Origin of the sequence: Streptomyces sp. Go-475 (genome assembly GCF_003330845.1) — a bacterium.
In the GTDB taxonomy this organism is placed as follows: Bacteria; Actinomycetota; Actinomycetes; order Streptomycetales; family Streptomycetaceae; genus Streptomyces.
In genome coordinates this window covers 8,194,094-8,215,443 of record NZ_CP026121.1, presented here as the reverse complement: position 1 = coordinate 8,215,443, position 21,350 = coordinate 8,194,094, and the positions used below count along the sequence as shown (strand labels likewise).

General features: G+C 73.5%; 21 protein-coding genes. 14 read left to right on the top strand and 7 right to left on the bottom strand.

The features are described from left to right. Nucleotides 1-5 precede the first annotated feature (5 nt). The 5 genes from C1703_RS37215 to C1703_RS37195 all read left to right on the top strand — a co-directional run bounded on the left by C1703_RS37215 (nt 6) and on the right by C1703_RS37195 (nt 6,423). The gene (locus tag C1703_RS37215) at nt 6-2,045 is read left to right on the top strand and encodes a bifunctional aldolase/short-chain dehydrogenase (protein ID WP_114256960.1); all 2,040 of its coding nucleotides are present in this window, start codon (nt 6-8) and stop codon (nt 2,043-2,045) included. Next, nucleotides 2,042-3,490, top strand: coding sequence for a rhamnulokinase family protein (locus C1703_RS37210; protein WP_114256959.1), 1,449 nt, complete (start codon nt 2,042-2,044; stop codon nt 3,488-3,490). Before C1703_RS37215 ends, C1703_RS37210 begins: the two co-directional genes overlap by 4 nt. Nucleotides 3,491-3,560: 70 nt before the next feature. Then, nucleotides 3,561-4,316 (top strand): (Fe-S)-binding protein, encoded by a 756-nt coding sequence (locus tag C1703_RS37205; RefSeq protein ID WP_114256958.1) that lies wholly within the window; start codon nt 3,561-3,563, stop codon nt 4,314-4,316. Then, complete coding sequence (locus C1703_RS37200) at nt 4,313-5,791, top strand: LutB/LldF family L-lactate oxidation iron-sulfur protein (protein WP_114256957.1); 1,479 nt, start codon at nt 4,313-4,315, stop codon at nt 5,789-5,791. The genes C1703_RS37205 and C1703_RS37200 overlap by 4 nt, the downstream gene beginning before the upstream one ends. Then, the gene (locus C1703_RS37195) at nt 5,788-6,423 is read left to right on the top strand and encodes a lactate utilization protein C (protein WP_114256956.1); all 636 of its coding nucleotides are present in this window, start codon (nt 5,788-5,790) and stop codon (nt 6,421-6,423) included. The genes C1703_RS37200 and C1703_RS37195 overlap by 4 nt, the downstream gene beginning before the upstream one ends. A 1-nt stretch (nt 6,424) precedes the next feature. Here C1703_RS37195 and C1703_RS40245 read toward each other — a convergent pair whose 3' ends face one another. Continuing rightward, nucleotides 6,425-6,637: an SDR family oxidoreductase gene (locus tag C1703_RS40245; RefSeq protein WP_269803237.1), complete on the bottom strand. Its 213-nt coding sequence runs from the start codon at nt 6,635-6,637 to the stop codon at nt 6,425-6,427. Between the two features lie 436 nt (nt 6,638-7,073). On the opposite strand from C1703_RS40245, the gene C1703_RS37180 reads away from it, so the two are divergent. The 4 genes from C1703_RS37180 (at nt 7,074) to C1703_RS37165 (ending at nt 11,493) form a co-directional block, all read left to right on the top strand. Then, nucleotides 7,074-7,859 (top strand): ABC transporter ATP-binding protein, encoded by a 786-nt coding sequence (locus C1703_RS37180; RefSeq protein WP_114256954.1) that lies wholly within the window; start codon nt 7,074-7,076, stop codon nt 7,857-7,859. 3 nt (nt 7,860-7,862) lie between these two features. Beyond that, on the top strand, nt 7,863-9,173 hold the full coding sequence (locus C1703_RS37175; protein ID WP_114256953.1) for an FtsX-like permease family protein: 1,311 nt from the start codon (nt 7,863-7,865) through the stop codon (nt 9,171-9,173). Nucleotides 9,174-9,280: 107 nt separating this feature from the next. Then, the gene (locus C1703_RS37170) at nt 9,281-10,138 is read left to right on the top strand and encodes a MoxR family ATPase (protein WP_114256952.1); all 858 of its coding nucleotides are present in this window, start codon (nt 9,281-9,283) and stop codon (nt 10,136-10,138) included. Continuing rightward, nucleotides 10,135-11,493, top strand: coding sequence for a VWA domain-containing protein (locus tag C1703_RS37165; RefSeq protein ID WP_114256951.1), 1,359 nt, complete (start codon nt 10,135-10,137; stop codon nt 11,491-11,493). The genes C1703_RS37170 and C1703_RS37165 overlap by 4 nt, the downstream gene beginning before the upstream one ends. Before the next feature lie 148 nt (nt 11,494-11,641). Here C1703_RS37165 and C1703_RS37160 read toward each other — a convergent pair whose 3' ends face one another. From C1703_RS37160 to C1703_RS37150, 3 genes are all read right to left on the bottom strand, one after another. Beyond that, complete coding sequence (locus C1703_RS37160; protein ID WP_031117700.1) at nt 11,642-12,001, bottom strand: cupin domain-containing protein; 360 nt, start codon at nt 11,999-12,001, stop codon at nt 11,642-11,644. Between the two features lie 140 nt (nt 12,002-12,141). After that, on the bottom strand, nt 12,142-13,116 hold the full coding sequence (locus C1703_RS37155; RefSeq protein WP_114256950.1) for a pyridoxal-phosphate dependent enzyme: 975 nt from the start codon (nt 13,114-13,116) through the stop codon (nt 12,142-12,144). Further along, a complete protein-coding gene (locus C1703_RS37150; protein ID WP_114256949.1) occupies nt 13,113-13,799 on the bottom strand; it encodes a helix-turn-helix transcriptional regulator in 687 nt (228 codons plus the stop codon). The genes C1703_RS37155 and C1703_RS37150 overlap by 4 nt, the downstream gene beginning before the upstream one ends. A gap of 198 nt (nt 13,800-13,997) precedes the next feature. Between C1703_RS37150 and C1703_RS37145 the strand changes: the two genes are divergently transcribed. From C1703_RS37145 to C1703_RS37135, 3 genes are read left to right on the top strand one after another with little or no spacing between them, the layout of a single operon-like run. After that, on the top strand, nt 13,998-14,918 hold the full coding sequence (locus C1703_RS37145) for a zinc ABC transporter substrate-binding protein (protein ID WP_114256948.1): 921 nt from the start codon (nt 13,998-14,000) through the stop codon (nt 14,916-14,918). Then, a complete protein-coding gene (locus C1703_RS37140) occupies nt 14,915-15,763 on the top strand; it encodes an ATP-binding cassette domain-containing protein (RefSeq protein WP_114256947.1) in 849 nt (282 codons plus the stop codon). Before C1703_RS37145 ends, C1703_RS37140 begins: the two co-directional genes overlap by 4 nt. After that, complete coding sequence (locus C1703_RS37135) at nt 15,760-16,641, top strand: metal ABC transporter permease (protein ID WP_114256946.1); 882 nt, start codon at nt 15,760-15,762, stop codon at nt 16,639-16,641. Before C1703_RS37140 ends, C1703_RS37135 begins: the two co-directional genes overlap by 4 nt. 6 nt (nt 16,642-16,647) lie before the next feature. Here C1703_RS37135 and C1703_RS37130 read toward each other — a convergent pair whose 3' ends face one another. Continuing rightward, complete coding sequence (locus tag C1703_RS37130; protein WP_114256945.1) at nt 16,648-18,345, bottom strand: amidohydrolase; 1,698 nt, start codon at nt 18,343-18,345, stop codon at nt 16,648-16,650. A 36-nt stretch (nt 18,346-18,381) separates the two neighbouring features. Further along, a complete protein-coding gene (locus C1703_RS37125; protein WP_114256944.1) occupies nt 18,382-19,365 on the bottom strand; it encodes an ABC transporter permease in 984 nt (327 codons plus the stop codon). A 110-nt stretch (nt 19,366-19,475) separates the two neighbouring features. Here C1703_RS37125 and C1703_RS37115 point away from each other — a divergent pair, with 110 nt between their 5' ends. After that, nucleotides 19,476-19,712 carry a LuxR C-terminal-related transcriptional regulator gene (locus C1703_RS37115; protein ID WP_232840710.1) on the top strand — a complete coding sequence of 79 codons (237 nt, stop codon included), beginning with the start codon at nt 19,476-19,478 and terminating at the stop codon, nt 19,710-19,712. Nucleotides 19,713-19,727: 15 nt separating this feature from the next. Here the strand turns inward: C1703_RS37115 and C1703_RS37110 are convergent, their stop codons facing one another. After that, a complete protein-coding gene (locus C1703_RS37110; protein ID WP_114256942.1) occupies nt 19,728-20,669 on the bottom strand; it encodes a TIGR03619 family F420-dependent LLM class oxidoreductase in 942 nt (313 codons plus the stop codon). 104 nt (nt 20,670-20,773) lie between these two features. Between C1703_RS37110 and C1703_RS37105 the strand changes: the two genes are divergently transcribed. Beyond that, the gene (locus tag C1703_RS37105) at nt 20,774-21,346 is read left to right on the top strand and encodes a MarR family transcriptional regulator (protein WP_031117685.1); all 573 of its coding nucleotides are present in this window, start codon (nt 20,774-20,776) and stop codon (nt 21,344-21,346) included. Nucleotides 21,347-21,350 lie beyond the last annotated feature (4 nt).

Sequence of the window (21,350 nt, the reverse complement as noted above, 5' to 3'; positions counted from 1 at the left end):
TGTTGATGGCTGTTCATCCCGAAGCTGACGCTCTGCTCGGCCGGTCGCACCGGCTCGGGGCCGATCCGCGGAACACGAACTACGCGGGGGGCAACGCCTCCGCCAAGGGCACCGGGACCGACCCCGTCACCGGCGGGGACGTCGAGCTGATGTGGGTCAAGGGCTCCGGCGGTGATCTCGGGACGCTGACCGAGGCGGGGCTGGCCGTGTTGCGGCTGGACCGGATGCGGGCGCTCGTCGAGGTGTACCCGGGGGTCGAGCGCGAGGACGAGATGGTCGCCGCGTTCGACTACTGCCTGCACGGCAAGGGCGGGGCCGCCCCGTCCATCGACACCGCCATGCACGGGCTGGTCGAGGCCGCGCACGTCGATCATCTGCACCCGGACTCGGGGATCGCGCTCGCCTGCGCCGCCGACGGGGAGAAGCTGACCGCCGAGTGCTTCGGGGACAGTGTGGTGTGGGTGCCGTGGCGGCGGCCGGGCTTCCAGCTGGGGCTGGACATCGCCGCCGTGAAGGCCGCTCATCCGCAGGCCATCGGGTGCATTCTCGGTGGGCACGGCATCACCGCCTGGGGTGACACCTCCGAGGAGTGCGAGCGGAACTCGCTGCACATCATCCGGACCGCCGAGAAGTTCCTCGCCGAGCGCGGGAAGCCCGAGCCCTTCGGGCCGGTGATCGAGGGGTACGCCGCGCTGGGCGCCGCCGAGCGGCGGGAGCGGGCCGCCGCCCTCGCGCCGTACGTGCGCGCCCTCGCCTCGAAGGACCGCCCCCAGGTCGGGCACTTCAACGACTCCGAAGTGGTGCTCGACTTCCTCGCGAGCGCCGAGCACCCGCGGCTCGCCGCCCTCGGCACCTCCTGCCCGGACCACTTCCTGCGGACCAAGGTGCGGCCGCTGGTCCTCGACCTGCCGCCGACCGCCCCGCTCGACGAGGCCGTCGCCCGGCTCAAGGAACTGCACGCCGAGTACCGCGAGGAGTACGCCGCCTACTACCGGCGGCACGCCGAGCCCGACTCCCCCGCCATGCGCGGTGCCGACCCGGCGATCGTGCTGATCCCGGGGATCGGCATGTTCTCGTTCGGCAAGGACAAGCAGACCGCCCGGGTCGCCGGCGAGTTCTACGTCAACGCCATCAACGTGATGCGCGGCGCCGAGGCCGTCTCCTCCTACGCGCCGATCGAGGAGTCCGAGAAGTTCCGCATCGAGTACTGGGCGCTGGAGGAGGCCAAGCTCCAGCGGTTGCCGAAGCCCAAGGCGCTGGCGACCCGGGTCGCGCTGGTGACCGGCGCCGGGAGTGGGATCGGCAAGGCCATCGCGCACCGGCTCGTGGCCGAGGGGGCGTGTGTGGTCGTCGCCGACCTCAACACGGAGAACGCCGAGGCGGTCGCCGAGGAGCTGGGCGGTCCCGACAAGGCCGTCGCCGTGACCGTGGACGTGACGTCCGAGGAGCAGATCGCCGAGGCGTTCCGGGCGGCCGTGCTGGCCTTCGGCGGTGTCGACCTCGTCGTCAACAACGCGGGCATCTCGATCTCCAAGCCGCTGCTGGAGACCTCCGCCAAGGACTGGGACCTCCAGCACGACATCATGGCGCGCGGCTCGTTCCTGGTGTCGCGGGAGGCGGCCCGGGTGATGATCGCCCAGGAGCTGGGCGGTGACATCGTCTACATCGCCTCGAAGAACGCCGTGTTCGCCGGGCCGAACAACATCGCCTACTCGGCCACCAAGGCCGACCAGGCCCACCAGGTGCGGCTCCTCGCCGCCGAGCTGGGCGAGCACGGGATCCGGGTCAACGGGATCAACCCCGACGGTGTCGTGCGCGGATCGGGGATCTTCGCCGGCGGGTGGGGCGCCAAGCGGGCCGCCGTGTACGGGGTCGAGGAGGAGAAGCTGGGCGAGTTCTACGCCCAGCGGACGATCCTCAAGCGCGAGGTGCTGCCCGAGCATGTCGCCAACGCCGTGTTCGCGCTGACCGGCGGGGATCTCACGCACACGACCGGTCTGCACATCCCCGTCGACGCGGGCGTCGCGGCCGCCTTCCTGCGGTGAGCGCGGCCGTGAAGTCGTACGCCGCGGTCGACCTCGGCGCGTCCAGCGGGCGCGTCATGGTCGGCCGCGTCGGCCCGGACTCGCTGGAGCTGAGCGAGGTCCACCGCTTCCCGAACCGGCCGGTGCGCCTGCCGGAGGGGCTGCGCTGGGACGTGCTCGGGCTGTACGCGGGCGTGCTCGACGGGCTGAAGGCGGCCGGGCAGGTGGACTCCGTCGGCATCGACAGCTGGGCCGTCGACTACGGGCTGCTCGACGCGGACGGGGCGCTGCTCGGCAACCCCGTGCACTACCGGGACGCGCGGACCGAGGGCGTCGCGGAGAAGGTGTGGGCGACCGTGCCCGCCCAGGAGCTGTACGCCGCGACCGGGTTGCAGTACGCGCCCTTCAACACCCTGTACCAGCTGACGGCGGCCCGGTCGACGGCCCAGCTCGCCCAGGCGCGGCGGCTGTTGCTGATGCCGGACCTGCTGACGTACTGGCTCACCGGCGAGCAGGGCACCGAGCTGACCAACGCCTCGACCACCCAGCTCATCGACCCGCGCACCCGGGACTGGGCGTACGGCGTCGCGGAGCGCCTGGGGATCGACCTCGGGCTGTTCGCGCCGCTGCGGCTGCCCGGTGATCCCGCGGGGCTGCTGCGGCCGGAGGTGCTGGAGGAGACCGGGCTGGCCGGTCCGGTGCCGGTGACGGCCGTCGGGTCGCACGACACCGCGTCGGCCGTCGCCGCCGTGCCCGCGACGGGTGAGCGGTTCGCCTACATCTGCACCGGCACCTGGTCCCTGGCCGGACTGGAGCTGGACGCGCCGGTGCTCACCGAGGAGAGCCGGGCGGCCAACTTCACCAACGAGCTGGGGCTCGACGGCACGGTCCGCTACCTGCGCAACATCATGGGGCTGTGGCTGCTCCAGGAGTGCGTGCGGGCCTGGGGCGACCCGGACCTGGGCGGGCTGCTGCTGGAGGCGTCCAAGGTGCAGGCGCTGCGGTCGGTGGTCGACGCGGGCGACGCGGCGTTCCTCGCGCCCGGGCGCATGCCCGAGCGGATCGCCGAGGCCTGCCGGGTCTCGGGGCAGCCGGTGCCGCGGTCGCCGGCCGAGGTGACGCGTTGCATCCTCGACTCGCTCGCCCTCGCGCACCGCAGGGCCGTGCAGGACGCACAGCGGCTCGCCGGGCAGACGGTCGACGTCGTGCACGTGGTGGGCGGCGGCACGCGCAACGCGCTGCTGTGCCAGCTGACCGCCGACGCCTGCGGGCTGCCGGTGGTGGCCGGGCCGACCGAGGCGGCCGCCCTCGGCAACGTGCTCGTGCAGGCCCGGGCGCACGGTCTGGTCGGGGACCTCGCGGGCATGCGGGAGCTGCTCGTCCGCACCCAGCCGCTCACGCGGTACGAGCCGCGCGGCGGGACCGAGCGGTGGCGTGCCGCGCAGGCCCGGCTCGCCGGGGACTGACGGGGTCTCCCGCCGGCCGTACGCCCGGACTACCCTGCACTCATCCGATGATCAACCCCAAGGAGCCGCGATGCGTGTCGCCCTGTTCCTGACCTGCGTCAACGACACGCTGTATCCGGACACCGGGCGCGCTGTGGTGAAACTGCTGACCAGGCTGGGCGTCGAGGTCGACTTCCCGATGGCGCAGACCTGCTGTGGGCAGGCGCACTACAACACCGGGTACCGCCATGAGGCCGAGCCGCTCGCCCGGCACTTCTCCGATGTCTTCGGCGGGTACGAGGCGATCGTGACGCCGTCCGGGTCGTGCGGGGCGATGGTGCGGGAGCTGTATCCGCGCATGGGTGAGCGGGCCCGGGCCGAGGGCCGCGGGGACACCCTCGCGGCCACGCTGGCGCCGGTGGTGCCGAAGACGTACGAACTCACCGAGTTCCTCGTGGACGTGCTGGGCGTGACGGACGTCGGGGCGTACTACCCGCACACGGTGACCTACCACCCGACCTGCCACGGCCTGCGCGGGCTCGGGCTCGGCGAGCGGCCCCTGCGGCTGCTGCGGGCGGTGAAGGGGCTGGAGCTGGTCGAGCTGCCGGGCGCGGAGGAGTGCTGCGGGTTCGGCGGCACGTTCGCGCTGAAGAACTCCGACGTCTCGGCGGCGATGGGCGCGGACAAGGTGCGCAACGCCGAGTCGACGGGCGCCGAGGTGCTGTGCGCGGCCGACAACTCCTGCCTGATGCACATCGGCGGCACGATGGCCCGGCTGCGGACCGGCATGCGGCCGGTGCACATCGCGGAGATCCTGGCGAGCACGGAGGAGGAACCGGCCGTATGAGCGGAACGTTCGTCGGGATGCCGGCGTTCCCGGAGGCCGCGCGGGAGGCGGTCGGCAACGCGACCCTGCGCGGCAATCTGCGGCACGCCACGCACACCATCCGCGCCAAGCGGGCCAAGGCCGTGTCGGAGGTGTCCGACTGGGCCGAGCTGCGCGAGGCGGGCAAGCGGATCAAGGACCACACACTGCGCCATCTCGACCGCTACCTGGAGCAGTTGGAGGAGGCGGTGACAGCGGCCGGCGGCATCGTCCACTGGGCCGCCGACGCGGCCGAGGCCAACGAGATCGTCACCCAGCTCGTGAAGATGACCGGCGAGTCGGAGGTCGTCAAGGTCAAGTCGATGGCCACGCAGGAGATCGGGCTCAACGAGGCGCTGGAGGCCGAGGGCATCCGCGCCTACGAGACGGATCTCGCCGAGCTGATCGTCCAGTTGGGCAAGGACCGGCCCTCGCACATCCTGGTGCCGGCCATCCACCGCAACCGGGGCGAGATCCGGGACATCTTCACCCAGGAGATGAGCGAGTGGGGCCGCCCCGCTCCCGAGGGCCTGACCGACACGCCGGCCGAACTCGCCGAAGCCGCCCGGCTGCACCTGCGGGAGAAGTTCCTGCGGGCCGAGGTCGGAATCTCCGGCGCCAACTTCATGGTCGCCGAGACGGGCACGCTCGTGGTCGTGGAGTCCGAGGGCAACGGGCGGATGTGCCTCACCCTGCCCGAGACGCTGATCTCGGTCGTCGGCATCGAGAAGATCGTGCCGACCTGGCGGGACCTGGAGGTGTTCCTGCAGACCCTCCCCCGCTCCTCGACGGCCGAGCGCATGAACCCGTACACGTCGACCTGGACCGGCACGACCGACGGCGACGGGCCGAGCACCTTCCACCTGGTGCTGCTGGACAACGGCCGCACCGACACCCTCGCCGACGAGGTCGGCCGGCAGGCCCTGCGCTGCATCCGCTGCTCGGCGTGCCTGAACGTGTGCCCGGTGTACGAGCGGGCCGGCGGCCACGCCTACGGCTCGGTCTATCCCGGCCCGATCGGCGCGATCCTCAGCCCCCAACTGCGGGGCACGGGCAGCGAGATCGACGCCTCGCTGCCGTACGCGTCCTCGCTGTGCGGGGCGTGCTACGAGGTGTGCCCGGTGGCCATCGACATCCCCGAGGTGCTGGTGCACCTGCGGGAACGGGTCGTGGAGGGCGGTGAGGTGACCCGGGAGGGCAACCGGGTCGTGCTGCGGCCCGCGAAGGGACACGCCGCCGAGCGGGCCGCGATGCGCGCGGCGCGCTGGGCGTTCACACACCCGGGCGCGCTGCGCACCGGACAGCGCGCCGCCTCCCGGACCCGGCGCTTCCATCCCCGTACGCTGCCCGGCCCGGGCAGGGCGTGGAGCGGGACCCGGGACCTGCCACCGGTGCCGGCCGAGCCGTTCCGGGACTGGTGGCAGCGCACGCGCGGCGGAAAGGACGGGGCGAAGTGAACAGCAGGGAGCGGATCCTGGGGCGGGTGCGGCGCGCCCTCGCGGACGTGCCCGCCGACGAGACGCCGATCGCGCGGGACTACCTGCGTGAGCACGGGCGGCGGACGGTCGCCGAGACGGTGGAGCTGCTCGCCGAGAACCTGGCGGACTACCGGGCGATCGTGCACCGCACCGACAGCGCGGGGCTGCCCGGGCTGATCGCGGGGCTGCTGGAGAAGCGCGGGGCGGCCTCGGTGCTGGTGCCGCCCGGGCTGGACGAGGGCTGGCTGGCGGCGACCGGGGTGACGCGGGTGGCGGACCGGGCGGAGAGCACCCCGGCCGAACTCGACCGGGTGGACAGTGTCGTGACGGCCTGTGCGGTCGCGATCGCGGAGACCGGGACGATCGTGCTGGACGGCTCCCCCGACCAGGGGCGGCGCCGGATCACCCTCGTCCCGGACCATCACGTCTGCGTCGTCCGGGTCCCGGACCAGGTCGTGTCGTCCGTGCCGCAGGCCCTGGAACGCCTCGATCCGGTACGCCCGTTGACCTGGATCTCCGGTCCTTCGGCGACCAGCGACATCGAGCTGGACCGGGTCGAGGGGGTGCACGGCCCGCGCACGCTGGAGGTGATCCTCGTGGGCGAGGCGTGACTCAGGGCAGGATCGAGTCGACGTAGCCGCCGTCGACGCGCAGGGCACCGCCCGTGGTCGCCGAGGCGTGGTCGGAGGCGAGGCAGACGACCATGGTGGCGATCTCGCGTCCGCTGACGCTCGCTCCCGGGCATCGACCGACGTCCGCTTCGCACGCCTTGCCGCGTTCCGACTCGCCTCCCTTCCCCCGACCTCGTGGGCAACGGCCCCCAATACGACGGGGCGTACGTGGCGGGCCTCCACGCGCACAACGAGCGGACGGCCGAGGACCGGCACGTCATCGCGGCGCTGCCGACCTGGTCGGGGGGACTCCGTCAGACCGTCTTCCTGCGCTGCGGCCTGGTGCGCACGGCGGGGACGACGAGTTCCGGATCGGCCTGCGCGGTCCGGCCCCGGCGCAGGGCGTCTGGTACTACGGCTCGACCAAGGACCCGAAGGTGCGCCTCTACACCAGCGCCTCCGCCTGGCCCTCGCCCGTCACGCCCCCCCGGGCGGCGACGGCTGACGGCCGGCCGCGCTCCGGTTCTCCCGTGTCGCGGGGTGTCGCTGAGTACACCCCGTGATACGGGTTCTGCGGCCCGTGTGGTCCTGCCGCCTTCTCCGTAGCGTCGTCGGCGAGGCACAGGGCGTGCCGCAGGAGGGGGACGACGATGTCGCGCACCAGGCCACGGAAGGACCAGGACCGAGGACCCGCCGCCGAGGCGCTGCGGCTGGTCAAGGTCACCAAGACGTACGGGAGCGCCGACAGCGCCGTGACCGCCCTGGACGGTGTGACGCTCGGTCTCGGGCGGGGCACGTTCACGGCGGTGATGGGGCCGTCCGGCTCCGGCAAGTCGACGCTGCTGCAGTGCGCGGCGGGCCTGGACCGGCCCGACAGCGGGATCGTGCGGGTGGACGGCACGGAGTTGACGGGCGGCGGCGAGGCCGAGCTGACGCGGTTCCGGCGCGGCCGGATCGGGTTCGTGTTCCAGCAGTACAACCTGCTCGAGACGCTGACGGTCGCGCAGAACACGGTGCTGCCGCTGAAGCTGGCCGGGCGGCGCGTGGACCGGCAGCGGGTGCGGGAGGTGCTGACGGCCGTGGGGCTGGGCGACCGGCTCGGGCACCGGCCGGGCCAGCTGTCGGGCGGCCAGCGCCAGCGCGTGGCGATCGCGCGGGCGCTGGTCACCGAACCCCGGGTGATCTTCGCGGACGAGCCGACGGGCGCGTTGGACTCGCGCAGTGCGCGGGACGTGCTGGGGCTGTTGGGGCAGGCGGTGCGGGTGCACGGCCGGACGGTGGTGATGGTGACGCACGACCCGGTGGCCGCCTCGTACGCCGACAGCGTGCTGTTCCTCGCGGACGGCCGGCTGGCGGGCCGCGTGGACGCCCCGACGGCGGACGCGGTGGCCGAGCGGCTGGCGCACCTGGGCGACGATGTGCCGGCGGGGGTGTGAGGGATGTTCGTACTGGCGATGCGGTCGATCCGGCAACGGCCCGGGCGGTTCCTCGCGACGCTGCTGTGCGCGTTCCTGGGCGCGGCGATCATCATGACCTTCAACGCGATGCACGACACCGCCGGGCAGGCCGGGGTGGACGCCGTGAGCGCGGAGACCCTCTCCACGGCGGCGGGTGTGGTGGGCGGCTACGGCACCCTGCTGGTGTTCTTCGCGATCGCCTCGACGCTGACGGTCAACGTGCGCCAAAGGGCCGCCGAGATGGAGCTGTTGCGCTGTTCGGGGGCGACTCCGGGGCAGCTCGGGCGGATGGTCGTGGGCGAGGCGGTGGCCGTGGCACTGGTGGGCGCGGCACTGGCGGTCGGTCCGGCGATGCTCGGTGGCCGGGCGCTGCTGGGGGTGTTCCAGGACAGCGGCCAGGTCGCCCGGTCGGTCGGGTTCTCCTTCGGTCCGGTGGCCCTGGCGACCGGGGTCGGCATCACGCTCGCCGCCGCCGCGGGGGCCGCGTTCCTCGCCGTGCGGCGGGCGACGCGCCCGAGCCGGCGGCGGGGCCGGGCGCGGACGGTCCTCGCCCACGCGGCTCTGGTGGCGGGAGCCGCCTCGGTGACCTCGACGTTCGTGTTCTCGGCGACGGACGCCGCGCTGATGGCGCCGCCGGCGTACGGGGCGATCCTGCTCTCCGTCGGGTGCGCGCTGCGGGCACCCCGGCTGCTGGCGGTGGTGCTGGACCGGCTGCCGCTCGGCGGCGCGAGCGGCTGGCTGGCGGTGCGCAACCTGCGGGAGCGGGCCGGGCAGCTCGCCGGGATCCTGATGTCGCTGATCCTGTTCACCGCGGTCGCCACGGCGACGCTGACCATGCAGGCGGTGGAGAGCGACGCCGCCGCCGCCTCGGGGCTGGTGAAGTCGGTCGACGCGAAGAACCTGGAGACGCTCAACTTCACGGTCGTCGGCGTCATCGTGGTGTTCGTCTGCGTCATACTGGTCAACTCGCTGTACGCGGCGACCAGTTACCGGGAGCGGGAGTTCGGGCAGCAGCGTCTCGCCGGGGCGACCCCCGGGCAGGTGCTCGGTGTGGTGGCGGCCGAGGGGCTGGTCCTGACGGTCACCGGCGTGTGCTGCGGCACGCTGGCGGCGCTGGCGGGGGTCGTCCCGTTCACCGTGGTCCGCAGCGACGCGGTGCTGCCGGACCAGCTGTTCGGCGTGTGGCTCGCGGTCGCCGGGGTCGCGGCGGCGGTGACGCTGGGGACGGGCCTGGCGACGGCCCGGCGGGTGCTGCGCTCGCCCGCGGTGCGGGCGGTGGCGTCGGCCACGTGAGCGGCGGCCCGGCGGGCGCGGTGCGGGAACCCCGTGACAGCAGCGCTGAACAAGCGCTTAGATAGTGCTTCGTCCGCACGTTGCCGCCGCCGACCTGGAGGCCCCCGTTGTTCACGTCCGTCGACGACGTCTCCGCACGTCTGGCCGAGACCGGCTACCTCGCCTCGCCCGCCGTCGCCACGACCGTCTTCCTCGCCGACCGCCTCGGCAAGCCGCTCCTGGTGGAGGGCCCGGCCGGAGTCGGCAAGACGGAACTCGCCAAGGCGGTCGCCGAGGTGGCCGGGGCGCGGCTGGTCCGCCTCCAGTGCTACGAGGGGGTCGACGAGTCCCGGGCGCTGTACGAGTGGAACCACGCCAAGCAGCTGCTGCGCATCAGCGCGGGCCGCGACGAGACCTGGGACGAGACGCGGACGGACATCTTCAGCGAGGAGTTCCTGCTCACGCGGCCCCTGCTGACCGCCATCCGGGGCGACGAGGCGAAGGTGCTGCTGATCGACGAGACCGACAAGGCGGACGTCGAGGTGGAGGGCCTGCTGCTGGAGGTGCTCAGCGACTTCCAGGTGACCGTCCCCGAGCTGGGCACCATCACCGCGACGCGCCGCCCCTTCGTCGTCCTCACCTCCAACGCGAGCCGGGAGCTGTCGGAGGCGCTGCGCCGCCGCTGCCTCTTCCTGCACATCGGGTTCCCGGACGAGGAGCTGGAGCGCCGGATCGTACGGCTGAAGGTGCCGGAGCTGGACGAGGAGCTGGCCCGCTCGGTCGTCCGGGTGGTGGGCGCGCTGCGGGCGATGGACCTGCGCAAGGTGCCGTCGGTCGCCGAGACCGTCGACTGGGCGCGCACGCTGCTCGCGCTCGGCGCCGGCACGTTGGACGAGACGGTCGTCCAGGCCACCCTCGGTGTCCTCCTCAAGCACCAGGACGACCTCCTCAAGGCGTCCGCCAAGCTCGACCTGGACGCCCTGTGACCACACCGACGGGCGTGGCGGAGCGGCTGACGTCCCTCGTGGGGGCCCTGCGCGCGCACGGCGTCCGGATCGGCACCGGCGAGACGGTCGACGCGGCGCGGGCGGTCGAGGAACTCGGCCTCGCCGACCGGGAGCTGCTGCGCGAGGGGCTCGCGGCGACGCTGCTGCACGCGCCCGGGCAGCGGCAGGTGTTCGACCCGGTCTTCGACCTGTACTTCCCGCGCGGGGTCGGCGGCCCGGAGCAGCGGCCGGCGGGGCGGGAGGACCTGCGGGACCGGCTGGCCGACGCCCTGGCCGCCGACGACCGTGCCCTGCTGGGCCGGCTGGCGATCGAGGCGGTCGACGGTTTCGGCGGCTACGGTTCGGCGCCGGAGTCGGACGGCTGGTCGTCCTACCAGGCGCTGGAGCGGCTGCGCCCGCAGACGCTCATGGCGCGGGTCCGCGACACCGTGCGCGGCCGGGGCGGGAGTCAGGGCTTCACGGACCGGCTGCTGGAGGACGAGATCCGGCGGCGCATCGAGACCTTCCGCGCGCTGGTGGCCGCGGAGGCGCGGCGGCGGGTCGCCGAGCGGCGCGGGCGGGACGAGATCGCCCGGCGGGCGGTGGCCCCGACGGCCGACCGGGTCGACTTCCTGTTCGCCGGACAGGACCGGCTGGCCGAGCTGCGCAGAACGGTCCAGCCGCTCGCCCGCAAGCTCGCGACCCGGCTCGCGGCCCGCCGCCGGCGTGCCTCCCGCGGCGCGATCGACCTGCGGCGGACGCTGCGCGGTTCGCTGTCGACGGGCGGCGTGCCGATGAAGCCGGTGCTGCGCCGACGGCGTCCCGCCCGTCCCGAACTGGTCCTGCTGTGCGATGTGTCGGGCTCGGTCTCCGGTTTCTCGGACTTCACGATGCTGCTGGTGCAGGCGCTGCACGACCAGTTCAGCAAGGTGCGGGTCTTCGCCTTCGTCAACCGGATCGACGAGGTGACCGGGCTGCTGGAGCACGGCAGCGCCGACCCCGAGGGCCTGGGCGCCCGCATCCAGGCGGAGGCGGCGGTCACGGGCTACCACGGCAGCAGCGACTACGGCATGGCGTTGGGCGAGTTCGCGGAACGCTACGCCGACGCGGTGGGTTCGCGCACGACGGTGTTCGTCCTGGGCGACGCCCGGACGAACCGCGCCGACCCGAACCTGCCGGCCGTGCGGCGGATCGCCGAGCGGGCGCGCCGCGTCTACTGGCTCAATCCCGAGCAGCGCTCCCGCTGGGGCACGGGCGACTCCGTCGCGCCCGCGTACGCCGAGCTGGTCGAGATGCACGAGTGCCGCACCGCGCGGCAGCTGAGCGCGCTGGTGGCGCGGCTGCTGCCGGTGTGATCGGGCGGAGCGGCGCACGGCGGGCCTCGCGGCACCGTGGGTATCGTGCGGGCACCGGACCGCCGAGGCGGTCCGGTGCCCGGGGTTGGACCACGCGCGGGCGGAGGTGGTCGTCATCGGGTGACACGTCCGCGCGGGTGGGTGGGTGCTATCCCTGCTTCGCGTACTCCCGGGCCGTCTGTCCCTGGAAGTCGTAGACCACGACCTGCTCGTCGCCCACGACCCACGCGTCATGGCCGGGCGAGCAGACGAAGACGTCGCCGGGTCCGACCTCGCTCTCGCCGCCGTCGTCCATGCGGATGTGCATCCGGCCCTGGGCCATGTAGCAGTTGTGGTGCATCTGGCAGCTCTCGGTGCCCGCGATCGGGCCCACGGACTCCGTCCAGCGCCAACCGGGTTCGAAGGTCGCCACGGCGAAGTCGAGATCCGTCATGTGGATGGCTTCGAGGTGGCCGCGGGGGAAATCACGGCGCTCGTCGGGCTTGTCGAGCGTCTTCACTTCCAACATGACGCGCTCCCTTCCGGCCGCGGTACGCCGCGGCCGGGGCCGGGTCGCCCCGGCGGCCCTGGACACCGCCGTCGGCGGTCGGCCCCCTACACCTCCATGGTCCGCCCGTCCACCGGGGGCCGCCATTCGGGGCACCCGGTTCAGGTGCCGCCGCACAGCGCGGCGAAGCGTTCGGCGTCGATGTTGCCGCCGGAGAGGATGACGCCGACGCGGCCCGGGAGGCGGCCCGCGCGGCCGGTGAGCAGCGCGGCCAGCGGGGTGGCGCCGCTCGGCTCGAGGACGATCTTCAGCCGCTCGAAGGCGAACCGCATCGCGTGGCGGATCTCGTCGTCGCCGACGAGGACGACGTCGTCGAGGAGCCTGCGGTTCATGGAGAAGGTCAGCTCTCCGGGCGTGTGCAGCGCCTGGCCGTCGGCGATGGTGTGCGGGACCGGGATGCTGACGCGCCGGCCGGCCTCCAGGGACCGTTTGGTGTCGTCCCCGGCCTCCGGTTCGACGCCGATCACGCGGGTCGCGGGGTGCAGGCCCTTGACGGCCGTGCCGCTGCCGGCGATCAGTCCCCCGCCGCCGACGGGCGCGAGCAGTGCGTCCAGCTCGCCCACCTCTTCGACGAGTTCGAGCGCGGCGGTGCCCTGCCCGGCGATGACGTGCGGGTGCTCGTAGGGCGGGATGACCGTCAGGCCCCGCTCGGCGGCCAGGGCCTCGGCTAGGGCGACGCGGTCGCCGGTGTAGCGGTCGTACGTGACGATCTCGGCGCCGTAGCCCGCGGTGGCCGCCCGTTTCGACGGCGGGGCGTCCTCCGGCATGACGATCACGGCGGTGGTGCCCAGCTCGCGGGCGGCCAGGGCGACGGCCTGGGCGTGGTTGCCCGAGGAGTAGGTGGCGATGCCCCGGGACAGCTGCTCGGGGGTGAGGCGGGAGACGGCATTGTAGGCGCCGCGGAACTTGAAGGCGCCCATGCGCTGGAAGTTCTCGCACTTGAGGTGGACCTCGGCACCGGCGAGCGCGTCGAGGGTGCGGGAGCGCAGGACCGGGGTGCGGTGGGCGATGCCGTCGATGCGGGCGGCGGCGGCCCGGACGTCGTCGAGGGTGACCGGTGGGGTGGTGGTCGTCACGCGGATCCTCCGGTGGGGGTGTCGTGGGCGGCCCGGGCCCGGGAGAGGTAGTTGTAGGCGGAGGCGCGGGAGATGCCGAGCCGGGCGGCGACCTGTTCGACGGCGCCGCGCACGGCGAAGACACCGCGGGCGTCCAGCCCGCCGAACAGCTCCAGGCGCTCCGCGCGGTCGAGTTCCGCCCAGCTGCCGCGCTGTTTCGACTGGTGGGCGTCGACGAGGGCGTCGACCACGGAGTCGATGTCGTTGCCGAAGGTGGTGGTGGGCGCTTCCGCCGGGGCGGCGCCGGCTCCGGCGAGCGCGCCGAGCAGGGTGTGGACCTGGTGGACGGCGCTGATGTCCACGTTGACGCAGAGCGCGCCGAACACCGCTCCGGTGGAGTCCCGCAGCACCATCGTGGAGGACTTCAGCAGCGTTCCGTTCCGGGTGCGGGTGACGTAGTTCAGCTCGTCGGTGGCCTCGTCGCCGCGGGCGAGGACGCGCAGGCCGATCTCGCTCATCGCGCCGCCCACCGTCCGCCCGGTCACCGATCCGGCGACGGCGACCACGGACTTCTCCGGGTTCCGGTAGTCGTGCAGCACGACGTCGCAGACCGGCCCGAAGGTCGCGGCGATGCCTTCCACGACCGGTTCGAGCGCGGCGAGGATCGCGTCCCGCTCGGCGTCCAGGGCTTGTTCGGCGGACATGGTGTCTCCCCTCCATACGCCTCCACCTTAGATCAGTAATCCAGCCTTTGGATAGCCCGTCCAGAAATCACCAACAGTTGGCAATGGTTTTCACATGACTTCGGCCGGAACCCGCTCTTGACATTCATTGCCATCTAGCGTGGCGCCTGTCGACGAGAAACCCCTCTGCACCCCCTGCACATCCGCTCTGGAGGAGTCATGCCCCTGTCCACGTCCCGCCGCCTGGCGCTGCTGACCAGCGCGTCGCTGGCTCTGCTCGCGGGCTGCGGCAGCTCGTCGGAGCCCGCCGACGGCAAGAGCGCCCCGGCGCGGGTGGCCGTGGTCGCCTCCACGAACGTCTACGGCGACATCGTGCGGCACATCGGCGGCGACAGAGTCGACGTCACCTCGATCATCAGCGACCCCGACCAGGACCCGCACTCCTACGAGGCCGACACCCAGAACCAGCTGGCCCTGTCCAAGGCGAAGGTCGTCGTCGAGAACGGCGGCGGCTACGACGACTTCGTCGACCGCATGCTGAAGAGCGGCCACAACGACTCCGCCCAGGTGATCAACGCGGTGAAGGTGTCCGGCAAGACCGCCCCGAAGGGCGGCGAGCTCAACGAGCACGTCTGGTACGACTTCCCCACCGTCGCCAAGATCGCCGACCGCATAGCCGCGGCCCTCGGCCAGGCCGACCCGGACGGGGCCGCCGGCTTCCGGAAGAACGCCGCCGCCTTCAAGGCGAAGCTCGCGCCGCTGGAGGCGAAGGAGGCGCAGATCAAGAAGGAACACGGCGGGGAGGGGGTGGCGATCACCGAGCCCGTGCCGCTGTACATGACCGACGCGAGCGGACTGGTCGACAAGACGCCCCCGGCGTTCAGCGAGGCCGTCGAGGAGGGCGACGACGTCTCCCCCAGGGTCCTCCAGGCGAGCCTGGCCCTGTTCAGCGGCCACAAGGTGAAGGCGCTCGTCTACAACGAGCAGACCTCCGGCCCGCAGACCGAGAAGGCCGAGTCGGCGGCCAAGGCGGCCGGCGTCCCCGTCGTACCCGTCACCGAGACCCTGCCCAAGGGCAAGGACTACCTCGGCTGGATGACCGGCAACGTCGACGCGCTCGCGAGCGCGCTGGCCAAGTGACCGCGCTCCCCCGCCAGGACCGCACGCCCGTCATCAGCCTGCGCACCGCGGCCCTGTCCTACGGCGACCGCGAGGTGTGGAGCGGCCTCGATCTCGACGTGCGGCCCGGGGAGTTCCTGGCCGTGCTGGGTCCGAACGGAGCGGGCAAGACCAGTTTCGTGCGGGCGCTGCTGGGCCGTCAGCCGCTGTCCGCCGGGACGCTGACGGTCCTCGGCCGGCCGGCGCGCGAGTCCGCCCGGCACATCGGCTACGTCCCGCAGCAGGCGGCGCTGTCCGCGCAGGCGCTGCTGCGCGCCCGGGACCTCGTGCGGTTCGGCATCGACGGGCACCGCTTCGGGCCGCGGCCGCGCGGCGGCGGGGTCCGGCGCCGGGTGGACGAGATCCTGGAGTCGGTCGGGGCCACGGCGTACGCGGACGTCCCGCTCGGGATGCTGTCCGGCGGCGAACGGCAGCGGGTGCGCATCGGGCAGGCCCTGGCGACCGATCCGCGGATCCTGCTCTGCGACGAGCCGCTGCTGTCGCTCGACCTGAACCACCAGCGGGCCGTCACCGAGTTGATCGACGCCCGGCGCCGCTCCCACGGCACGGCGGTGGTGTTCGTCACGCACGAGATCAACCCGGTGCTGGGGCTGGTGGACCGGGTGCTGTACCTGGCCCGCGGCGGCCACCGGACCGGCACCCCGGACGAGGTGCTGACCTCCGCGTCGCTGTCCCGGCTCTACGGCACGCAGGTCGACGTCGTGCGCGTCCGCGGCCGGGTCGTCGTCGCCGGGGCGCCCGACGAACCGGCCTCCCCGCCGCACCACCCCGAGCAGGCCGACGAGACGGACGGAGTGCGCGCATGACACTCGCCGACGGGATCTGGCACCAGATCTTCGACTTCACCGACTACGGCGAACTCCTCGCCCTGGTCCGCAACTCCCTCATCGCCGGTGTGGCGCTCGGCCTCGTGGGCGGGCTGGCCGGGGTGTTCGTGCTGATGCGGGACCTGCCGTTCGCGGTGCACGGCATCAGCGAGCTGTCCTTCGCGGGCGCGTCGGCGGCACTGCTGCTCGGGGCGAACATCGTGGCGGGCTCGATCGCCGGTTCGCTCCTCGCGGCCGGTGCCATCGGCGTGCTGGGGGCACGGGCCCGGGACCGCAACTCGGCGATCGGCATCATCATGCCGTTCGGGCTGGGGCTCGGGGTGCTGTTCCTCGCTCTCTACAAGGGCCGGGCGGCCAACAAGTTCGGGCTGCTCACCGGGCAGATCGTCGCCGTCGACACCCCGCAGATGTCCTGGCTGCTCGGCACGTCCGTCCTGGTGCTGGTCGCCCTGGCCGTCATGTGGCGGCCCCTCACCTTCGCCAGCACAGACCCGGACGTGGCCGAGGCGCGCGGGGTGCCGGTGCGGGGGCTGTCCTTCGCGTTCATGCTGGTGCTCGGGCTGGCGGTCGCCCTGTCGGTGCAGATCGTCGGCGCGCTGCTGGTGCTCACGCTGGTCGTGACCCCGGCCGCCGCGGCGGCCCGCGTCACCGCCTCGCCGGTGCTGCTGCCCGTGCTGAGCGTGCTGTTCGCCGTGGCCTCGATCGAGGGCGGCATCCTGCTCGCGCTGGGCAGCAGCATCCCCATCAGCCCCTACGTCACGACGATCTCGTTCACGATCTACGCGGTGTGCCGGGTGGCGGGGCGGTACCGGACCCGGCGCTGGGGAGCGCGGCGGACGGTGCCGCGGCCGGCCTGAGGCGCCTCACCGTTCGAAGACGACCCGCCCGTCGAAGACCGTGAGGTCGACCCGCGCTTCGGTGATCTCGTGCGGGTCGAGGTCCAGCAGCGGCCGGTCCAGGACGCAGAGGTCGGCCGCCTTGCCCGGCTCGATCGTGCCCTTCCAGTCGTCGGCGAAGTCCTGCCAGGCGGCGGTGGCCGTGTAGGCGCGCAGGGCGTCGGCGAGCGGCACGCACTGCTCGGGACCGCTGGGCCGGCCGCCGGCCTTGGACTCGCGCAGCATCATCGAGGCCACGCCCTGGCGCCAGTCGGGCTCGGTGATGGGGGCGTCGGAGCTGGCGCAGACCCGCACTCCGGCGTCGAGCGCGGAGCGCACCGGCCACTGGTACGCGGAGCGTTCGGGGCCCACGACCTCGTCCATGAGGTCGGAGATGGTCCACTTGATGGCGGGGTTCATGTTGACGCCGTAGCCGTGCGCGGCGAGCTTCGCCAGGCTTCGCGGGCTGATGAAGTCGCCGTGGATGACGTAGTGCCGGGCGTCGGGGCGGGGTGCGGCGGTGTTCGCGGCGACGAAGGCGTCCACGACGGTGTCGATGGCCCGGTCGCCGGTGACGTGCACGCCGAGCTGGAAGCCGGCCTCGTGGGCGAGCCGGATCATCTCGCGCAGTTCGCGCACCTGGAGGGCGGGGGTGTCGCCGTGGACGCAGAGGGCGCCGTGGCCGCCGTCCGGGTAGGGCTCGCTCATCCACGCCGTGCGGTTGGGCGGGACGCCGTCGCCGAAGATCTTGACGCCGATGGCCCGCAGCAGCCGGGGATCGGCCGACTCGGGGCGGCGCAGTGCGGCCAGGCCCTCGCGGACGTCGTCGGCGGAGCCGCCCATGGGGGCGGGCAGGAGCAGGACGCTGACCCGGGCCTGGAGTTCGCCGTGTGCGGCGAGGTCGGCGTAGGCGGTCCAGTTGTCGGTGCTCAGGCCGCCGAAGAGGGTGCCCGCGCCGCCGGGGCCGAGGCCGGGCTCGGTGTAGCTGGTGATGCCGCGGGAGTGCAGCTCGCCGATCACGCCCTGGATGGCCCGGCGGCGCTGGGCGAGGGTCGGGGCGGGCAGCGCGGCCTGGACGAGCCGTCCGGCCGCCTCGCGCAGGATGCCGGTCGGGCGGCCGTCGGGGTCGCGGTCGATGACGCCGCCGGGCGGGGGCGTGGTGTCCGCGTCGATGCCGCAGCGGCGCAGCGCCTCGGAGTTGGCCCACACCATGTGGGAGGAGAAGTCGGTCAGGCAGACCGGGTGGCGCGGGGCCACCGCGTCCAGGTCCCGGCGGTGCGGGAAGCGGCCGGGGTCGGCGAGGCACTCGGCGAGGTAGCCGGGGTCCCAGCCCAGGCCGACGACCCACGCGCCGTCCGGCAGTTCCCGTGCCGCCCGTGCCACGGCCGCGGCGATGTCGGCGAGGGAACCGACCGCCGGATGACCGACGTCGACGGCGAACGGCGGCTTGGTCATCCCGTACGCGGCCCCGTGCAGGTGCGAGTCGTTGATGCCGGGCAGCACGGTCCGGCCGCCCAGCTCGACGATCCGGGTGCCGGGCCCGGCCAGGGCGCGCATCTCCGCGTCGCCGCCGACGGCCAGGATGTCCCGGCCGCGCACGGCCACGCCTTCGGCGACGGAGAAGCCGGCGTCGACGGTGAGGACCTGGCCGCCGGTCAGGACGAGGGTGGGGGCGGTGTCGCTCACGGGTGACCTCATTTCGGAATTTCGGAAGAGGGTGGGTCAGCGCCCCGCGCGGGGTGCCGCGTAGGCCAGGGCTGCGCCGGCCACCAGCGCGGCGCCCTGGGCCATCTGCTGCCAGAACGTCGGCGCGTTCAGCAGGGTCAGGCCGTTCTGCAGGCCGCCGAGGAAGAGCACGCCGAGCAGGACGCCGAGGATCGAGCCGGTGCCGCCGGTGAGGGCGACTCCGCCGAGCAGCACCGCGGTGAGGACGGTCAGTTCGAACCCGGCGCCGGAGGTGCCGGCGACGGCGCTGTCCAGCACCGACGCCTTGATGGCCCCGGCCAGGGCGGCGGCCACGCCGGTGGCGACGAACAGCGCGAACGGGGTGCGCCGGATGTGGACGCCGGAGAGGTGGGCGGCCTCGCGGTTGACGCCGATGGCGAAGACGTGCCGTCCGGCGGGGGTGAGCGCCAGGAACAGGGCGCCTGCGACGAGCACGAGTGCCGCGATGACGACCGGTGCCGCGAGCCCGGCGACGCGTGCCCCGCCGATCCAGGCGAACCCGGAGCCGAAGCCGCTCAGCGGCAGCGGGAACAGTTGCTGGGCGAGTCCGCGCACGGCGGTCAGCATGCCGAGGGTCACGATGAACGCGGACAGGCCGAGGTGGCAGCACAGGACGCCGTTCACCGCGCCGACCACGGCCCCGGCCGCGAGCGCCCCGAACAGCGCGATGGCGGGCGACTGGTGGTGCTGCCCGGCGAGCCAGCCCGCGACGAGCCCTCCGAGGGCCAGCGTGGAGCCGACCGACAGGTCGAGGTAGCCGCTGATGACCAGCAGGGCCGGCGGCACCGCGACGATGGCGAGGGTGGCGGCGTCGGTGGCGATGCCGCTCAGGTTGGCCGGGTCGAGGAAGCTGCCGGTGGTGAGCTGGAAGAACGGCACCATCACGACGAGCACGACGAGGAGCGGGTTGCGGCGTACGGCGGTCAGCCCGCCCGTGGCGATCAGGCGGGGCCGGGTGAGGGCGGGGTCGGCGGTGGTCATGCTGCTCCTTCGGCGGGCAGGGGGTCGTGGACGGCCGACAGCAGGGACTGTTCGGTGAGTTCCGTGCCGGAGAGTTCGCCGACGATCCGTCCCCGGGCGACGATCAGGCAATGCCGTACGGGCTGAGCCCCCGGGAGCTGGAGGTGCTCACGCGGGCGGCCACGGGGCAGACCAACCAGGCCATCGCGCAGGCGCTGTTCCTGTCCCCGCGGACGGTGCACAGCCATGTCGAGCATCTGCTGCGCAAGACCGGGTGCGTGTCCCGCGCCCAGGCCACGGCGCTCGCCGTCCGGGACGGGCTGCTGCGGCCGGACCCGGATCACCTCGCGCGGTTCGTGGAGGCGTGATCCGGGCCCGGGCGGTCAGGAGGTCAGCGCCGCGACGCGCCTCATGACGTCGCGGCAGAACGCCCCGACGCCGTCGGGGTCGTCGATGAACTGGTTCGGCTTGACGCAGAAGGTCGTGAAGCCCTGCTCCAGCTGCTCGGGGAGCACGGCGAGCGCCGCGCCCAGGTCCGCCGGTGAGCGGTCGTCGGGGAAGACGGCGCGGGTGCTGCCGATCATCTCCAGGTCGCCGATGTCCCGCCCGGCCGCCGTCATCGCCTCCTCGAGGGCCTGGAGGTCCGCGGGCGTGGGGCGGCCGAGCGGGTGGAAGCCGTGGCCGTACCGCACGAGGCGGCGCAGGACGGGGCCGTGCAGGCGCTGCCCGCCGAACCAGAGCCGGGGTCCGTCCGGACGGTGGGCCTTGGGCTCGAAGTGGACGTCCCGGAAGGGGTAGTGGGGTCCGTCGTGGGAGATCGGGGAGGGCCCCCAGGCCTTCGCCCAGACCTCCAGGTGCTCGTCGAGGAGCCGCCCGCGCCGGTCGAAGGGCACGCCGAGGGCGTCGTACTCGTCCTTGCTCCAGCTGACGGTGGGCTGTACGACGAGACGCCCCTCGCTGATCAGGTCGAGGGTGCCGAGCTCGCGGGCGAGCAGCAGGGGGTGGCGCAGCGGGGCGAGGACGGCGGCGGCGGCCAGGCGGAGCCGGGAGGTGACGGAGGCGATGGCGGCGAGCAGCAGCAGGGAGTTCGGCCAGGGGGTGTCCGGGTCCTGGTTGCCCGGGAGGGCGTAGTCACGGGGGTTGCCCATGACGCCGGCGGCGGACGCGTCGGGGCCGAGGACGATGTGCTCGCTGACCATGACCGAGTCGAAGCCGGCGTCCTCGGCCTCGCGGGCCCAGCGGACGGCGGCGGGCAGGTCGGCCCGGCCACCGGTGAGGGTCCAGTTCTCGCTGAGGACGAGGAGCATGCGGGGCTGTATCGGCATGTGGGGTTTCCCTTTCGAGTTCGTACAATTTGAGCCCGAACGATTGGACGGCGAGGATGAGCCGCCCGCTCGTGACGCCGCAGGACCAGCCGAAGGAGCCGCCCGTGCCGGGCCACCGATCGATCACCGAAGCCGAGAAGCTCGCCGCGGCGAAGCTCGGGGGCATTCCGATCCGCCGGGAGCAGATGGCGGCGGTGGCGAACATCTACCGGGCCGCGTCCGCCGTGCGGCAGCACCTGGAGAACTCCGTGCTGCGCGGCTCCGACCTGACCTGGACGGCCTTCGTGGTGCTGTGGGTGGTCTGGGTGTGGGGCGAGTCGGAGACCCGGCACGTGGCGGAGGAGGCGGGGATCTCCAAGGGCACGCTCACGGGGGTGGCCCGCACGCTGGAGTCGCGGGGGCTGCTGCGGCGGGCGGACCATCCGAGCGACGGGCGGCTGGTGCTGCTGAGCCTCACCGACGAGGGCGAGGAGTTCATGCGGCGGGTGTTCCCGGCGTTCAACGAGGAGGAGGCGTTCGTCACCGCCGGGCTCAGCGACGCGGAGTGCCGCAGCCTCGCGGAGGGGCTGCGCAGCGTGGTGCTCCAGGTGGAGGAGCACGGCGAGGAGCGGCGGCAGGCCCTGCTGGGCGGCGCCGAGCCCGCCCCCCGGCGCAGCGGCCGACGGCCCCGGGCCTGACGCC

Bases quoted from the DNA above. Each gene is read 5' to 3' on its own strand.
- C1703_RS37215 (WP_114256960.1), top strand. From the start codon at position 6: ATGGCTGTTCATCCCGAAGCTGACGCTCTGCTCGGCCGGTCGCACCGG.
- C1703_RS37205 (WP_114256958.1), top strand. From the start codon at position 3,561: ATGCGTGTCGCCCTGTTCCTGACCTGCGTCAACGACACGCTGTATCCG.
- C1703_RS37200 (WP_114256957.1), top strand. From the start codon at position 4,313: ATGAGCGGAACGTTCGTCGGGATGCCGGCGTTCCCGGAGGCCGCGCGG.
- C1703_RS37180 (WP_114256954.1), top strand. From the start codon at position 7,074: ATGTCGCGCACCAGGCCACGGAAGGACCAGGACCGAGGACCCGCCGCC.
- C1703_RS37175 (WP_114256953.1), top strand. From the start codon at position 7,863: ATGTTCGTACTGGCGATGCGGTCGATCCGGCAACGGCCCGGGCGGTTC.
- C1703_RS37160 (WP_031117700.1), bottom strand. From the start codon at position 12,001: ATGTTGGAAGTGAAGACGCTCGACAAGCCCGACGAGCGCCGTGATTTC.
- C1703_RS37150 (WP_114256949.1), bottom strand. From the start codon at position 13,799: ATGTCCGCCGAACAAGCCCTGGACGCCGAGCGGGACGCGATCCTCGCC.
- C1703_RS37145 (WP_114256948.1), top strand. From the start codon at position 13,998: ATGCCCCTGTCCACGTCCCGCCGCCTGGCGCTGCTGACCAGCGCGTCG.
- C1703_RS37135 (WP_114256946.1), top strand. From the start codon at position 15,760: ATGACACTCGCCGACGGGATCTGGCACCAGATCTTCGACTTCACCGAC.
- C1703_RS37125 (WP_114256944.1), bottom strand. From the start codon at position 19,365: ATGACCACCGCCGACCCCGCCCTCACCCGGCCCCGCCTGATCGCCACG.
- C1703_RS37115 (WP_232840710.1), top strand. From the start codon at position 19,476: ATGCCGTACGGGCTGAGCCCCCGGGAGCTGGAGGTGCTCACGCGGGCG.
- C1703_RS37110 (WP_114256942.1), bottom strand. From the start codon at position 20,669: ATGCCGATACAGCCCCGCATGCTCCTCGTCCTCAGCGAGAACTGGACC.